This window comes from Ramlibacter sp., from assembly GCF_035655895.1.
Lineage (GTDB): Bacteria > Pseudomonadota > Gammaproteobacteria > Burkholderiales > Burkholderiaceae_C > Ramlibacter.
Genome location: NZ_DASRTN010000011.1, coordinates 398427 through 413678, shown reverse-complemented (window position 1 = coordinate 413678; position 15252 = coordinate 398427). Strand labels below are relative to the sequence as shown.

Annotated in this window: 13 protein-coding genes; 7 read left to right on the top strand and 6 right to left on the bottom strand. The window is 72.0% G+C overall.

Annotated elements, in window-relative coordinates; translation table 11 throughout:
- Positions 1-87 precede the first annotated feature (87 nt).
- Genes VFE82_RS14310 through VFE82_RS14300 form a run of 3 tightly spaced genes read left to right on the top strand, consistent with a single transcriptional unit; the run spans position 88 to position 3185 of the window.
- Positions 88-438 (top strand): NIPSNAP family protein, encoded by a 351-nt coding sequence (locus tag VFE82_RS14310; RefSeq protein WP_325000989.1) that lies wholly within the window; start codon positions 88-90, stop codon positions 436-438.
- A 29-nt stretch (positions 439-467) separates the two neighbouring features.
- Positions 468-869, top strand: a complete 402-nt coding sequence (locus VFE82_RS14305; protein ID WP_325000988.1) for an antibiotic biosynthesis monooxygenase — start codon at positions 468-470, stop codon at positions 867-869.
- A gap of 27 nt (positions 870-896) precedes the next feature.
- The gene (locus VFE82_RS14300) at positions 897-3185 is read left to right on the top strand and encodes an ATP-binding protein (protein WP_325000987.1); all 2289 of its coding nucleotides are present in this window, start codon (positions 897-899) and stop codon (positions 3183-3185) included.
- A gap of 21 nt (positions 3186-3206) precedes the next feature.
- Here the strand turns inward: VFE82_RS14300 and VFE82_RS14295 are convergent, their stop codons facing one another.
- From VFE82_RS14295 to VFE82_RS14280, 4 genes are all read right to left on the bottom strand, one after another.
- Positions 3207-3740, bottom strand: coding sequence for a hypothetical protein (locus VFE82_RS14295; RefSeq protein ID WP_325000986.1), 534 nt, complete (start codon positions 3738-3740; stop codon positions 3207-3209).
- Positions 3741-3812: 72 nt separating this feature from the next.
- The gene (dbpA, locus tag VFE82_RS14290; RefSeq protein WP_325000985.1) at positions 3813-5213 is read right to left on the bottom strand and encodes an ATP-dependent RNA helicase DbpA; all 1401 of its coding nucleotides are present in this window, start codon (positions 5211-5213) and stop codon (positions 3813-3815) included.
- Positions 5214-5363: 150 nt separating this feature from the next.
- Entirely contained in the window at positions 5364-6428 is a 1065-nt protein-coding gene (locus VFE82_RS14285; RefSeq protein ID WP_325000984.1) for an alpha/beta hydrolase, read from the bottom strand.
- Between the two features lie 186 nt (positions 6429-6614).
- The gene (locus VFE82_RS14280; protein ID WP_325000983.1) at positions 6615-6761 is read right to left on the bottom strand and encodes a hypothetical protein; all 147 of its coding nucleotides are present in this window, start codon (positions 6759-6761) and stop codon (positions 6615-6617) included.
- A gap of 212 nt (positions 6762-6973) precedes the next feature.
- Here VFE82_RS14280 and VFE82_RS14275 point away from each other — a divergent pair, with 212 nt between their 5' ends.
- Entirely contained in the window at positions 6974-8773 is a 1800-nt protein-coding gene (locus tag VFE82_RS14275; protein ID WP_325000982.1) for a glycoside hydrolase family 15 protein, read from the top strand.
- A 163-nt stretch (positions 8774-8936) separates the two neighbouring features.
- Complete coding sequence (locus VFE82_RS14270) at positions 8937-10106, top strand: SGNH/GDSL hydrolase family protein (RefSeq protein ID WP_325000981.1); 1170 nt, start codon at positions 8937-8939, stop codon at positions 10104-10106.
- 121 nt (positions 10107-10227) lie between these two features.
- Here VFE82_RS14270 and VFE82_RS14265 read toward each other — a convergent pair whose 3' ends face one another.
- Entirely contained in the window at positions 10228-12024 is a 1797-nt protein-coding gene (locus tag VFE82_RS14265; RefSeq protein ID WP_325000980.1) for a glutamine--tRNA ligase/YqeY domain fusion protein, read from the bottom strand.
- A gap of 138 nt (positions 12025-12162) precedes the next feature.
- On the opposite strand from VFE82_RS14265, the gene VFE82_RS14260 reads away from it, so the two are divergent.
- Positions 12163-12630: a hypothetical protein gene (locus tag VFE82_RS14260; RefSeq protein WP_325000979.1), complete on the top strand. Its 468-nt coding sequence runs from the start codon at positions 12163-12165 to the stop codon at positions 12628-12630.
- Between the two features lie 91 nt (positions 12631-12721).
- Here VFE82_RS14260 and VFE82_RS14255 read toward each other — a convergent pair whose 3' ends face one another.
- Entirely contained in the window at positions 12722-12943 is a 222-nt protein-coding gene (locus tag VFE82_RS14255; protein WP_325000978.1) for a hypothetical protein, read from the bottom strand.
- Between the two features lie 527 nt (positions 12944-13470).
- Between VFE82_RS14255 and VFE82_RS14250 the strand changes: the two genes are divergently transcribed.
- Positions 13471-15252: a thiamine pyrophosphate-requiring protein gene (locus tag VFE82_RS14250; protein WP_325000977.1), complete on the top strand. Its 1782-nt coding sequence runs from the start codon at positions 13471-13473 to the stop codon at positions 15250-15252.

Below are 15252 nucleotides of genomic sequence, written 5' to 3'. Positions count from 1 at the left end.
CGGGCAGGGGCGACACTTCGTTCCGGGACGAAGCATCGGACGCCGCCGGCGCGGGACGATGGGCCTGCACGAAACGAAAGGACTTCCATGCTGACCTGCTTCATCCGCTACCAGATCGACCCGTTCCAGCGCGAGGCGTTCCGCGCCTATGCCGAGCACTGGGGCCGCATCATCCCCCGCTGCGGCGGCCGGCTGCTGGGGTATTTCCTGCCGCACGAGGGCACCAACGACATTGCCTGGGGACTGATCGGGTTCGAGAGCCTGGCCGCCTACGAGGCCTACCGCCAGCGCCTGAGGACCGACCCCGAGGGCCGCGACAACTTCGCGCTGGCGCAGCGGCAGCGGTTCATCCTGCGCGAGGAGCGCTCGTTCTGCGAGCTGGTGCCCGGCACCTCGCAGCCATGGGCCTCCGCGCCGCAGGCGGGCGTGGGGGCATGATGGCGCCCACCGCGTCCAGGGAGCCCGCCATGCTTGCCGTGATCTTCGAAGTCGTGCCGCGCGAAGGCCGCACGCAGGCCTACCTCGATGCCGCGGCGGCCCTGCGGCCGCTGCTGGAAGAGGTCGACGGGTTCATCTCGATCGAGCGCTTCCAGAGCCTCAGCCAGCCGGGCAAGCTGCTCTCGCTGAGCTTCTGGCGCGACGAGGAGGCGGTGCGGCAGTGGCGCAACCTGGAGGCGCACCGCAGCACCCAGGCATTCGGGCGCGAGCACGCCTTCGCCGACTACCGGCTGCGGGTCGCCGGCGTGGTGCGCGACTACGGCATGACGGAGCGGGCGCAGGCGCCGGACGATTCGCGGCAGCGCCATGATCCCGGCGCCGATGCGCGGGCGGGGGCTCCTCCCACAACCGGACGGCCGACCCTCGGGTAGATTCGACGCTCAGCTTTGGGGAGGCCGATGCCGCCGCTCCCCGGCGTGCGCCCGATGCGTGTCCCGAAACCCCAGAACCTCAACCATGTCCTCGGCCGGCTGCTGGCCGCGGTGATCACGCCCCTGCTGCTCGGCACGCTGGGGCTGATGGCGCTGCAGACGGCGCAGGAGAACCGGATCGCGCAGACCCGGCTCGCCGCGCTGGCGCAGACGCTGGTGCAGGCGGTGGACGCCGAGTTCGAACGCGGCCATGCCCAGCTGGAGGTGCTGGGAGCGTCCCAGCTGGTGGACACCGGCGACTGGCAGCAGCTGCGCCAGTTCGCGGCCAAGGTCACGGCCAAGATCCCCGGCAGCCTGATCGTGCTGGTCGGCCCGGACGGACAGGTGCTCTTCAACACCGTCGTGCCCTGGGGCGAGGCGCTGCCCAACCTGTGGAAGCTGGGCGCGCAGAGCAAGGAGATCGTCTGGGAGGGACGGCCTCTGCCGCTGAGCTCGGGCAACCTGTCGCGCCAGGCCTTCGAATCCGGCCGCGCGGTCTACAGCGACCTCTACTACGGCGTGCAGGTCCATCGCCCGGCGCTGTCGCTGTCGATCCCGGTGCAGCGCAACGGGCAGTCGCGCTACGCGCTCATCCTGTCGTACCCGCCGGGCCTGCTGCAGGACCGGTTCGCCTCGGCGGTCAACGTGCCCGCGATCCGGGCGGCCCTGGTCGACCGGCGCGGCGTCGTGGTCGCGACCAACGGCGCGGCCGCCTCGCGCGTGGCCGATCGCGCGATCGACGTCGGCATCCAGCCGGGCTCGCCCAGCGGCTTCTACCGCACCCGTTCGCGCGACGGCACCGACCTCACCGGCGCCTACGCCGTGTCGCCCACCAACGGGTTCACGGTGCGCGTGTCCCAGCCGCACGCCGGCCACGTGTTCCCCACCCGGCTGACGTCGCTGGCCTGGTTCCTGCTGCTGATCGCCGCCATGGTGGTGAGCGTGGTGCTCGCCAGCCTGCTGAGCCGTCGGCTGGCGCGTCCGCTGCGTGAGCTGGGCGAGGACGTGCTGGCCGGCCGGCCGCCGCCGCCCGAGCGCGACACCGGCATCGCGGAGATCGACCTGCTGGCGCAGGCGCTGCGCGACGGCGCCCGCGCGGAGAAGCAGCGCGTCGAAGAGCAGATGCTGCGGACGGTGGCGCAGAACCAGGAGGCCCTGCTGCGCCAGGCCGACCGCCAGAAGGACGAGTTCCTCGCCACCCTGGCGCACGAACTGCGCAACCCGCTGGCGCCGATCCGCACCGCGGCGGAGCTGATCCGGATGCGCGGACCGGCCGATCCAGTGGTGGACCGCGCGCGGGCCGCGATCGAGCGCCAGACCTTGCACCTGTCGCGGCTGGTGGACGACCTGCTGGACGTCTCGCGCATCACGCTGGGCCGCATCCACCTGCGCCAGGAGATCGTGGACCTGGGCGAGGTCGCGACGGCGGCGGCGGATTCCATGCACGAGAGCGTCGAGCGGGCGGCCCTGGTGCTGGAGCAGGACATCGCGGACCCGCCGCCGTTCGTGCGCGGCGACGCGACCCGGCTGACGCAGTGCGTGGTGAATCTGCTGAACAACGCGGTCAAGTTCACCAGCGCGGGCGGCCGCGTGCGGGTGCGGGTGACGCAGCACGACGGCGTCGCGGTGCTCGAGGTGCAGGACACCGGCGTCGGCGTCTCGCCCGGCAACCTCGACCGCATCTTCGACCTGTTCGTGCAGGAGCGGCACAGCGGGCACGGCGGCAACACCGGGCTGGGCATCGGGCTGGCGCTCACGCGCCGGCTGGTCGAACTGCACGGGGGGACCATCCGGGCGACCAGCGAAGGCCTGGGCCACGGCAGCACCTTCCGCATCGAGCTGCCGGCGGTGCCGGCGCCGGCCGATGTCCGGCCGAAGGCGGACGTTCCCGCCGGCCGCACGCGCGCCGGGTCCCGGGTGCTGGTGGTCGACGACAACCACGACGCGGCCGACACGCTGTCGGAGCTGCTCGGGATGAGCGGCTTCGTGGTGTCGGTCGCGCACGACGGCACGTCGGCCGTGCGGGCGGTGCAGGAGCAGGTGCCCGACGCCGTGCTGCTGGACATCGGCCTGCCGGACATCGACGGCTACGAGGCCTGCCGGCGCATCCGTGCCGACAGCGCGCTGGCGCGGCAGCCGCTGCTGGTCGCGCTCACCGGCTGGGGCCAGCAGAGCGACCAGGAGGCCGCCATGGCCGCAGGTTTCGACGCGCACATGACCAAGCCGGTGTCCCCCGACGCGGTGATCGCGCTGCTGGACGAACGGCTGCGGCGCTGAACGCGGCGCCAGGCGCGCCGCCTACCGCGTGGCGGCCAGGGTTGTCAGGCGGCCCTTCGCGATGGCGGTGGTGCCGGCCAGCAGGTGCACCTGCACGTCGGGCTGCAGCTCGCGCAGGGCGACCTGGGGCAGCAGGAACTCCAGCGCCACCGGCTGCGGCCCGGGATCGGCCAGCCATTGCGCCAGCGGCCGGTCCAGCCGCACCGTGTAGCCGCGCCGGCCGGTGATCACGGTGCCGCGCGCCTCCTGCGGGTCGAGCGACGCGATGAATCCCGGCGGAAGGTCCACCACCGCCAACGCTGCCTGCGCGTGCGGCGTGAAGGGCGTCCCATGCGCAAAGGCCAGCGGCGGCGGCGCGCGGCGCGGGAGCTGGCGCACGAGGAAGGCGATCAGGTTGCCGACGGCCGGGATCCACAGCACCAGCAGCAGCGTGCCGATGTCGTGCCAGGTGGAGGGGTCGGGGGCCTGCGCGCGGATGACCGCGCCGGCGACGGCAAGCGCCAGCAGGACGGCCATGGCCAGCTGGCGGCCGGAGGAGGTGACGGTGAAGGCCATGGCCGATTGTGCGGTCTGGCCGCAGCCGTCCGCCGCGCGGTGCGGGCGGGCACCGGGACCGGCGCTCGCGTGTCAGTCGCCGCTGTCGGTGCCGTCCAGCACGCGCACCTTCACGCTGCGGCCCTTCACCCGGCCCGCGTTGAGCCGTGCCGCGGCCTGCTGCGCGATGCCGCGCTCCACCGCCACGTAGGTCGAGAACTCGTTGACGTCGATCTTGCCGACCTGCTCGCGCGTGTAGCCCAGGTCCTTGGTGAGCGCGCCCAGCACGTCGCCCGCACGGATCTTCTCCTTGCGGCCGCCCTGGATGTGCAGCGTGGCGAACGGCGGCACCAGGCCGTCGCCGCGCCCCGGCGTGAGCTGCGCGAGCGGATGCCACGTGCTTTCCTGGCCCTGCAGCTGCTCGATGCGCCCGACCGCCCCCATCTCGTCGAGCGTGGCCAGGTTCAGGGCCAGCCCGCTCTCGCCGGCGCGGCCGGTGCGGCCGATGCGGTGGATGTGGACTTCGGGATCGGGCGTCACGTCGACGTTGAGCACGCAGGCCAGGCTGGCGATGTCCAGGCCGCGCGCCGCCACATCGGTGGCCACCAGCACCGCGCAGCTGCGGTTGGCGAAGCGCACCAGCACCTGGTCGCGCTCGCGCTGCTCCAGCTCGCCGAACAGCGCCAGGGCCGAGATGCCCTGCGCCTGCAGCGCCGCGGCGACCTCGCGGCAGCGCGCCTTCGTGTTGCAGAAGGCGAGGGTGCTGGCCGGCCGGAAGTGGTCGAGCAGCCGGCTCACGGCGGGGATCCGCTCGCGTTCGGTAATCTCGTACCAGCGCTGCTCGATGGCGGTGGCGGTGTGCTGCGCCTCGACCGTCACGGTGGCCGGCTCGCGCATGAACTGGGCCGCCAGCCTGGCGATGCCTTCCGGGTAGGTGGCCGAGAACAGCAGCGTCTGCCGCTGCGGCGGGCACTGCCGGGCCACCTTGGCGATGTCGTCGACGAAGCCCATGTCCAGCATCCGGTCGGCCTCGTCGAGCACCAGGGTGTTGAGCGCGTCCAGTTGCAGGCTGCCCCGGTCCAGGTGGTCCATCACGCGGCCGGGCGTGCCCACCACGATGTGCGCGCCGTGTTCCAGCGTGGCCAGCTGGCCGCGCAGCGGCACGCCGCCGCAGAGCGTGACCACCTTGATGTTGTCCTCCGCCCGGGCCAGGCGGCGCACCTCGCTCGTGACCTGGTCGGCCAGTTCGCGCGTGGGGCACAGGACCAGCGACTGCACGGCAAAGCGTCGCGGGTTGAGGTTGGCCAGCAGGGTGAGCGCGAAGGCGGCGGTCTTGCCGCTGCCGGTCTTGGCCTGGGCGATCAGGTCCTTGCCCAGCAGGGCCGGCGGCAGGGCGGCGGCCTGGATCGGCGTCATCGCCAGGTAGCCCAGGCGCTGCAGGTTGGCGAGGGCGGCGGGGGAGAGGGGAAGCGTGTCGAACGCGGTGGAGGGCATGCGGCGATCATTCCACAGAGGGACGGGCCGCCGGCACGCGGCACCCCGGCGGGGGCGTGCCGGTGTGGGCGTGCCGTGGTCCGCGCGGGCGTGTGGCGCTGCCGGTCGGTGTGCAGCAGCCCGGTGGCGCGCAAGCGACCTGAAGCGCCGTCAGCCGGCCTCGGTGGCGTGCGCGGTCGCGGCCGCGGACGTGTCCGCAGCTGGCGCAGCTGCGGCGCCCTGGCCGTCGCCGCTCGCATCGTCGGGCACCACCAGGCCCGGCCGTCCGGCCGCCAGCGCCTCCTCGACGCCGGCCAGGATCTGCGCATGCGCGTGGTAGTGCGCCATGTGCCCGACGCCCGACACCAGGCGCAGCCGCCCGCGCGGCACCTGCCGGTGCAGCCGCACCGACTGCTGCGGCGAGACGATGCGGTCCTCCGATCCGGCCACGAGGGTCACCGGCACGCGCAGTTCGCCGTAGTGCGGTCGCAGCGCACGCGCCTGCGCCACCATCCGCGCGCCGTCTTCGGCGATCGCGCGCTGCTGCAAGGGACGCAGCAGCAGCTCGTCCGGCAACAGCTGCCGGAACTGCTCGGGCACCGGGCCGGGCGCGAAGATCGCGCGCAGGGTCGCGCCCAGCGTGGCCCGCGCGGTCCAGGCCGAGGTGGTGTAGCGCAGCAGGTCGCCCAGCACGGGCACGGCGGCCGGCGCGACCATCCACCGGTCCAGCCGCAGGCTCGGCCAGTAGTAGCCGCTGACCAGTACCAGCCCGGCCACGTCGGCCGGCTCCTGCAGCGCCATGGCGACCGCGACCTGCGTGCCGATCGAATGGCCGACGATCACCGGCCGGTGCATGCCGAGCGCGGCGGCCGCCCGGTGCAGCAGCCGTGCCTGCCGCGCCGGGGTCCACGCGATGCCGCGCGGACGGTCGCTGTGGCCGAACCCCGGCCGGTCGATGACCAGCACCTGGTGGTTGTCCGCCAGCCGGGCCAGCAGCCCGCTGGCCTCGAAGTCGGCGCCATCGACCAGGTTGCCGTGCACGAGCAGCACGGGCGGTCCCTCGCCGACCAGCCGGTAGTGCAGCCGGGTGCCGTCGATGTACAGGTGGTGGTGCGGCGCGTGGTGCCGGCGTTCGGCCTGCCGCGAGGCATGCTCGACCCAGAGGGCGCTGCCCAGGGCCGTGAGCGCGACGGCGGCGCCGAGGCCGGACGGTGTGATGCGGGGCTTGAGTTCCATGCGCGGAGCATGGAGCCCAGCGCGGCCGGCGGTGTCGGGCCGCGCCGGCAATGCGCGTAGTTCGGTGCTGGCGCGGGCCGTTGGGGCCGGTGCCACGCTGGACGGTGCGGCGCCGGCTGAGCCGCAGGCGCGATGCGTTGGCCCGGCCGGGCCAGTCGATCCTTCCCGGCCGGGCGCCGCGCCGGGTTACTGCTTGTTCTTCAGCTTGCCCTTCGGCAGCACCGTCGTGACCGGCGGCATGGGCCGGTCGGACCCGGTCGATTCCTTGGGCGGCGAAGTGTCCTTCTTCGGTTTCTTCACCATCTTGTTGCTGCGCTGTTCGCCTTTGGCCATGGGGGCTCCTCTCTGGGAGGGGAATGTACAACCTGCGTCCGGCGACGAGAGGGGCACCGTTGCGCGGAGCACACGGCGCATGTGATCGGGTCGCGCGGCCCGTGAAGAAGGCGTGGTCGCGGTGCAGTCCGCTGTCCGACACGGCCGCGCTCGCGCCACTGACAGGCGACGGCGCCGCGCGTGGCCACCATGGGTCCGCCCATCCGTTGCCCATGCCCCGCCGCATCGAAGACCACGCCTTGCTGGGCGACGGTGAAACCGTCGCGCTGGTCGACCGTGCCGGCGCGGTCGACTGGCTGTGCTGGCCGCGGGTGGACTCCGAGGCGCTGTTCTGCGCGCTGCTGGGGGACGACGAGAACGGCTTCTGGCGCATCGCGCCGCTGGCGCCGGGCCTCCAGGCCAGCCGCCGCTACCGCGACGGCACGCTGGTGCTGGAGACGCGGTTCGAGGGGCCGGATGGCTGCGTGGAGGTGGTCGATGCGCTGCCCGTCGGCACGCAGCAGCGCCACCTGGTGCGCATCGTGCGGGGGCTGCGCGGGCGGATGCGCCTGCGCAGCGAGGTTGCCATCCGGTTCGGCTACGGCCTCACGGTGCCGTGGGTGACGCACGAGGACGGCGTGCTCACCGCGGTGGGCGGGGCCCATCGGCTGGTGCTGCGCTCGACGGTCGCGCACGTCGGGCGCGAATTCCGCAGCTGCGCCGACTTCGAGGTCCAGGCCGGCGAGGAGGTGCCCTTCGTGCTGAGCCATGGCGTCTCGTTCGAGCCGGCACCGCCGCCGCTGGACGCGCACCGCGCGCTGGACGCAACCACTGCCCACTGGCGTGCGTGGCTGGGCAGATGCCGCGTCGACGGGCCGTTGGCACCGGTGGTGCAGCGCTCGCTGCTCACCCTGAAGGCGCTGACCAACGCCCGCACCGGCGGCATCGTGGCGGCGGCCACCACCTCGCTGCCCGAGGAGCCGGGCGGCAACCGCAACTGGGACTATCGCTACTGCTGGCTGCGCGATTCCACGATGACGCTGCTGGCCTTGCTGCAGACGGGCTACGTGGAGGAGGCGCGCGAGTGGCGCAACTGGCTGCTGCGCGCGGCCGCCGGCGCGCCGCACGACATGCAGATCATGTACGGGGTGGCGGGCGAGCGCCTGCTGCCCGAGTGGGAGGCCGACTGGCTGCCCGGCTTCGGCGGCGCGCGGCCGGTGCGCATCGGCAATGCGGCCGCGCGCCAGCGCCAGCTGGACATCTACGGCGAGGTGGCCGACGTGATGCTGCACTCGGCCGCGCAGGGACTGCTGCCCGACCTGGAGGGCCTGCACCGCGGCCTGGCCGTGATGCGGCACGTCGCGCGCATCTGGCAGGAGCCCGACCGCGGCATGTGGGAGGTGCGCGGCGAGCCGCGCCAGTTCACGCACTCGAAGGTGATGGCCTGGGTGGCGATCGACCGCTTCGTGCGCCTGGCCGAGATGCTGCAGGCGACGGTGGACCTGGCGCCCTGGCGCGCGCTGCGCGACGAGATCCACGCCTGGGTGTGCCGCCACTGCGTGCACCCCGAGGCGGGGCACTTCGTGCAGTACGCCGGCGCGCGGTCGCTGGACGCCGCCTTGCTGATGCTGCCGCTGGTGGGCTTCCTGCCTCCCGGCGACCCGCGCATGGTGGCCACGGTGGACGCCATCGAGCGCGACCTGGTGCGCGACGGGCTGGTGTGCCGCTACATCACCGACCCGCGCGTCGACGGCCTGCCGCCGGGGGAGGGCGCCTTCGTGGCCTGCAGCTTCTGGCTGGTGGACAACCTGGTGCTGCAGGGCCGGCTGGCGCAGGCGCGTGCGCTGTACGAGCGGCTGCTGGCCCTGTGCAACGACGTGGGACTGCTGTCCGAGGAATACGACCCCGTCGGCCGGCGCATGCTGGGCAACTTCCCGCAGGCGTTCAGCCACATCGGCATCGTGAACAGCGCGCTGAACCTGATGAAGGCCGCCGGGCCGGCCAAGCAGCGGGCGGAGAAGGGCGCTGAGTGAGCGGGGCCCGCCGGTCTGGGCGTCCTGCCATTCAGCGCTGCTGGCTGAGCCATTGCCCGACACCGGGTCATCCAAACCCGTCGTGAGCCGCAGCAGCGCTCCTACACGGCGCCTGCCCGGCGTTAGGGAACATCCGTGCAACAAGAAACTCGGGATGCCACGCATGTCTCTCCGTCGCACGCTGCAGGCCCTCGCGGCTGCCACTTCCGTCTGTCTCATCGCCGCTTGCGGCGGCGGTGGCGATTCCGTCAGCGAGGGCGCGCCCGGTACGCCGCCGGCCGGCTCGGCCACGGGCACCCGGCTGGTCGTCGTGGGCGACAGCCTCGCAGACGTCGGCACCTTCGGCTTCAAGGCGACCGTGCAGAGCGCCGCCAACCCGGCGGCGGGTTACCCGGTGTACCCGGAGCTGGTGGCCCGGGCCATCGGGGCGGGCAACCCGTGCAACTTCTTCTCCAGCACGGACGAGGGCGACACGTTCACCACCCACGCCGGTTGCACCAACTTCGCCGTGGCCAGCGCCGCCATCGTCAACCCCGTCACGCGTGGTGGCGACGACGTGCCGTTCTCGATCCAGGACCAGTTCGAGCGGGCCCTGGCCGCCAACGGCGGCAACTGGCGCGCGAACGACCTGATCGTGGTGGATGCCGGCGCCAACGACGCGGCGGGCCTGGCCGATGCCTACCTGGACGCGCAGGGCGGCAACGCCGCCGACCAGGCCGTGTTCGTCGCGCTGCTGGGCCAGCAGCTCAACGGCTCGACGATCAACGATGCGCTGGCGCAGTCCAATGGCGGCAGTGTTGCCGCCAACCTCTACATGCAGCAGCTGGCGCGCACCTTCTGGAACGCCTTGAAAGCCAACACGCTGGACCGGGGCGCCACGCGCGTGGCCATCGTCAACGTGCCCGACCTCACGCTCACCCCGCGCTTCCGCCAGGGCCTGACGGCCGGCGTCTCGGCTTCGCAGGGCCCGGCCGCCGCGGCGGCGTTCGAGACCGCGGTGCGCAGCTGGATCGTGACGTTCAACACCGAACTGGCCCGCCTGGTGGCCGGCGAGCCACGCGTCGTGGTGGTGGACTACTTCAGCGACTTCACGGCGCAGAACACCACGCCGGCGGCGTTCGGCCTGACCGCCGTCAGCGAAGCCTCGTGCCCGCTGGCGGTCGACTTCCCGCAGTGCACCGACGCGGCCCTGGACGCCGCCCCGCCGGCGGGCCTGGCGCCCGGGTGGTGGCGGACCTGGCTGTATTCGGACCGCTTCCATCCGTCGCCGCGCGGGCACGAGTTGCTGGCGGCGGGGGTGGTGCGGGCCGTGCAGGGGGCTGGCTGGCGGTGACTGGTCGGCAGGCGTTGCCGCGACCTGCCAGTCCAGAGCGGGAGGAGGGCATGCTGACCGCCAACGACTGGTGACAGCGCGGCCGCGTCCACGCTGTCAGGGTGGCGCGATCGAGCCGGCTCTATTTTCCCCAGCTGTCCTTCAAGCCCGTCACCCGGTTGAACACGACTTTCCCGCTGGACGCGTCGTGATCCTTCCGGTCGACCACGAAGTACCCGTGCCGCTCGAACTGGAACTTCTCGTCTCCCGTCGCTGAGGCGAGCGAGGGCTCCACGTAAGCCGTGACCACCTTCAGGGACTCGGGGTTCAGTTCCTCCAGGAAGTCCTTCTCCCCCGTGTCCGGCTGCGGCACGGCGAACAGGCGGTCGTAGAGGCGCACTTCGGCCTTCAGGCCGTCGGCCACGCCGACCCAGGTGATGTTGCCCTTGACCTTCACCGCGTCGGCGCCGGGCGTGCCGCTCTTGGTGTCGGGGATCAGCTTCGCGCGCACCCGGGTGATGGCGCCGCTGGCGTCCTTGTCGGCGCCCAGGCACTCGATCACGTGGCCGTACTTCAGGCGCACCTTGTTGCCGGGGAACAGGCGGAAGAAGCCCTTGGGCGGGGTCTCCTCGTAGTCGGTGCGCTCGATCCACAGCTCCTTGCCGAACATGAAGGTGCGGCGGCCGCGGCCCTCGTCGTGGGGGTGCACGGGGGCGGAGCAGGGGTCGAGCCGGTCGTCGCCGCCCATCACCTCGCCCCAGTTCTCGATCACCAGCTTGACCGGGTCCAGCACCGCCATCGCGCGGGCGGCCTTGGGGTCGAGATCGTCGCGCAGGGCGATCTCCAGGGTGCTGAAGTCGATCCACTGGCTGGCCTTGCTCACGCCGATGCGCTCGGCGAACAGCTGCAGGCTCTCGGGCGTGTAGCCGCGCCGGCGCAGGCCCACGATGGTGGGCATGCGCGGGTCGTCCCAGCCGCTCACGTGGCCTTCGTCCACCAGCTGCTTGAGCTTGCGCTTGCTGGTGATCACGTAGGTGAGGTTCAGCCGCGCAAACTCGTACTGGCGCGGCTGCGGCGTGTTGATCAGCCCGCCTTCGCGCAGCCGGTCCAGCAGCCAGTCGTAGAACGGCCGCTGGTCCTCGAACTCCAGCGTGCACAGGCTGTGGGTGATGTTCTCCAGCGCGTCCTCGATCGGGTGCGCGTAGGTGTACATCGGGTAGATGCACCAGGCGTTGCCGGTGTGGTGGTGCTCGGCGTGCTTGATGCGGTAGAGGGCCGGGTCCCGCAGGTTGATGTTGGGGCTGGCCATGTCGATCTTGGCGCGCAGCACGGCGGCGCCGTCGGGCAGCTTGCCGGCGCGCATCTCGCGAAAGCGCGTGAGGTTCTCGTCGATCGAGCGGCTGCGGAACGGGCTGTCGGTGCCCGGGCGCGAGAAGTCGCCGCGGTTGGTGCGCATCTCCTCGGGCGACTGCTCGTCCACGTAGGCCAGGCCCGCCTCGATCAGGTACTCGGCGGCGCGGTACATGAAGTCGAAGTAGTCGCTGGCCTGGTACAGGTGGCTGGTGCCGTGGGCGTCCCACGAGAAGCCGAGCCAGCGCACCGCGTCCTTGATGCCCTCGACGTACTCCATCTCCTCCTTCTCGGGATTGGTGTCGTCGAAGCGCATGTGGCACACGCCGCCGTACTCGCGCGCCAGCCCGAAGTTCAGGCAGATGCTCTTGGCATGGCCGACGTGCAGGTAGCCGTTCGGCTCGGGCGGGAAGCGCGTGCGGATGCGGGCCGGGTCAGGCTGGCCGGCCTGCTGGGTGGCCGCATCGGCCGGGCGTCCGGCCCAGCGGCGCTGGCTGTAGGTGCCCTGGTCCAGGTCGCGCTCGATGATCTGGCGCAGGAAGTTGCTGGGTTTGACGCCGTCTTTGTCGGCCGAAGGGGTGGTGCTCACGTGGCGATTCTAGGGTTCCGCCCAGGCGCGTTACGTCTGCTAACGGGTTTGACCGTGCAGCCGTACTCCCGTGGGGGGCTGACGCGTTCAATAGGCACAGAGGCGCCGCACCCGGTGCCCTGCCAACAGGAGATTTCCATGCAGTTCAGCCGCTTCCTCTCGCCCAAGCTCGCCGCCGCGCTCGCCCTCGGCGCAGCCGCCCTGGGCTCCGCGGGGCTGGCGCATGCCGGCGGCGACGTCCGCTGGTCGGTGGGCATCAGCCCGGCCCCGGGCGTGCAGGTCGGCGTGGGCACCGCGCGTCCGGTCGTCGTCCACCAGCAGCCGGTCATCGTGCAGCCCGCCCCGGTGGCCGTGTATCCGAACACCATCTACACGCAGCCGCAGGTCGTCTACACGCAACCCCCGGTGGTCTACACCCAGCCGCAGGTGGTGTACCCGGCCGGCGCCGTCGGCTACTACCGGCCGCCCGTGCTGGTGCAGCAGCCGCAGGTCGTCGTGCGCGGCCCGGTGTACCGCAGCGGCTGGCGCGGCAACGACTGGAACCATGGCCACGGCCATGGTCACGGCCGCGGCCATGACCGGCACGGCCACCGTCACTGGGATTGAGGACGATGCGTCTCCCGGCCCGGTGAACGACTGAAAGCGTTCTCCAAGGCTGCCCCCGGCTCGACCGGGGGCTTTTTTTTGGGCGGCGCGGTCAGGACTTCTCGCCCGGATCCTCGGGTTCCGGGGGAAAGGTGGGGCGCAGCAGTTTCTGCTGCTCCAGCTGTGCACGCAGATGCGGTCGGATGCTTTCCATGCCGTAGCCGCTGCGACCCGGGCGGGGCCAGGCTGCGGAGCGCGCGGCTCCGCCACGCGGCGCTCCGCCTTCCGGGCGCTTGCCTTCGGGATCGCGTGGGGGTTTGTCGTCGCGGGCCATGGTGGGGGGCCGGTGTTCTTCCGGCGTCAACCAAAGTACTGCGCGCCACGCGGCCTGCGTGCCCGAACGCATCAGGACCGACGGTAGGAGGGACCTTACCCATCGGTGCTCTCCTACGCGCTCGGGGCGGGACGCGTACGCCTGCCGACGCAGATGGCGACGATGGAAAGCGGGCGCACAAAAAAGAGCCCCCAGGTGTCAGCCTGGGGGCAACATGCCAGTCGCGGGACGGAGGGCCGGACCAGCTCACCCCGGAGGAGGAGGGGACTCAGAGGAGTCGGGGTGATTTCCGAGAGAGGAACCCGCCGGCATCTGCACCGGCCGGTTCCTGCAAACCGTTGGCTGTAGTAAACCGCAGGGTTCCCGGCCTGCCTGTAGGACGACGCCGCATTTCCAGCGTCCCGTGCAATCGCGGCCGTTGGTAGCGGGATCCCTGCGGATCGCGCCTGCTCGACGTTGGAGCGCGCCTACTGCGCCTGGGGCTGCCCACCGATGGCCGGGCTCGGTGGGGCTTGCTCTACTGCCGCATGGGCAAGACAGTGGGCGACCAGATCCTCGAGCGCCTGCACGCCTGGGGCGTGCGGCGCGTGTTCGGCTATCCCGGTGACGGCATCAACGGGCTGATGGGCGCGTTCGAGCGCATCGGCCCGGGCATGCAGTTCGTGCAGAGCCGCCATGAAGAGCTCGCCGCCTTCATGGCCTGCGCGCACGCCAAGTTCACCGGCGAGGTCGGCGTCTGCATGGCCACCTCGGGGCCGGGCGCGATCCACCTGCTCAACGGGCTGTACGACGCCAAGGCCGACCACCAGCCGGTGGTGGCCATCGTCGGCCAGCAGGCGCGCACCGCGCTTGGCGGCGACTACCAGCAGGAGGTGGACCTCGCCGCGCTGTTCAAGGATGTGGCGCACGAGTTCGTGCAGATGGCCACCGTGCCCGGCCAGGTGCGGCACCTGGTGGACCGCGCGATGCGGATCGCCCGGGACCAGCGCACCGTCACCTGCGTGATCGTGCCGACCGACCTGCAGGAGGAAGACGCGGTGGAGGAGCCGCCGCGCGAACACGGCACGGTGCACACCGGCATCGGCGTCACCGGCGAACGCAGCGTGCCCGACGCCGCGGCGCTGCAGGCCGCGGCCGACATCCTGAATTCGGGCCAGCGGATCGCGATCCTGGCCGGCGCCGGTGCGCTGCATGCCGGCGACGAACTGGTGGAGATCGCCAACTGCCTGGGCGCCGGCATCGCCAAGGCGCTCCTGGGCAAGGCGGCGGTGCCCGACGACCTGCCGTTCGTGACGGGCTCGATCGGCCTGCTGGGCACCCAGCCGAGCTGGGACCTGATGGAAGGCTGCGACACGCTGCTCATGGTGGGGTCCAGCTTCCCGTACTCGGAGTTCCTGCCCAAGGAAGGCCAGGCGCGGGGCGTGCAGATCGACCTGGACAACCGGCGCCTGGGCCTGCGCTACCCGATGGAGCTCAATCTGGTGGGCGACAGCAAGCTCACGCTGCAGGCACTGCTGCCGCTGCTGCAACCGAAGAACGACCGGGCCTGGCGCCAGCAGATCGAGGACGGCGTGCGTCGCTGGTGGAAGGTGCTGGAGGAGCGCGCGATGGCCGACACGCGGCCGATCAACCCGCAGCGGGTGTTCTGGGAGCTGTCGCCGCGCCTGCCTGACGACAGCATCGTGGTGTGCGACTCCGGCAGCACCGCGGCCTGGTATGCGCGCGACCTGAAGTTCCGCCGGGGCATGATGGGCTCGGTGTCGGGCGGCCTGGCCTCCATGGGCTGCGCGCTTCCGTATGCGCTGTCGGCCAAGCTGGCGCACCCGCGCCGCACCGTCGTGGCGCTGGTGGGCGACGGGGCGATGCAGATGATCGGCCTGAACGCACTGATCACGGTGGCCGCGCGCTGGAAGCAGTGGGAGGACCCGCGGCTGATCGTGCTGGTGCTGAACAACGGCGATCTCAACATGGTCACCTGGGAGCAGCGCGGCACGTCCGGCATGCCGCGCTTCGACGATTCGCAACTGCTGCCGGCCTTTCCCTATGCGGACTACGCCAAGATGCTCGGGCTGCGCGGCATCCGCATCGACCGGCCCGACCAGGTCGGCATCGCCTGGGAAGAGGCGCTCTCGTCCGATCGCCCGGTGGTGCTGGAGGCGGTGACCGACCCGAACGTGCTGCCGATCCCGCCACACGTGACCAGCAAGCAGGCCAAGTCGTACCTGTCGGCGCTGTGGAAACGCGATCCCGAGGCGATCGCCACGCTGCGGGCGACCGCGCGGGAATGGTGGGCGTCGGTGCGCGGCTGA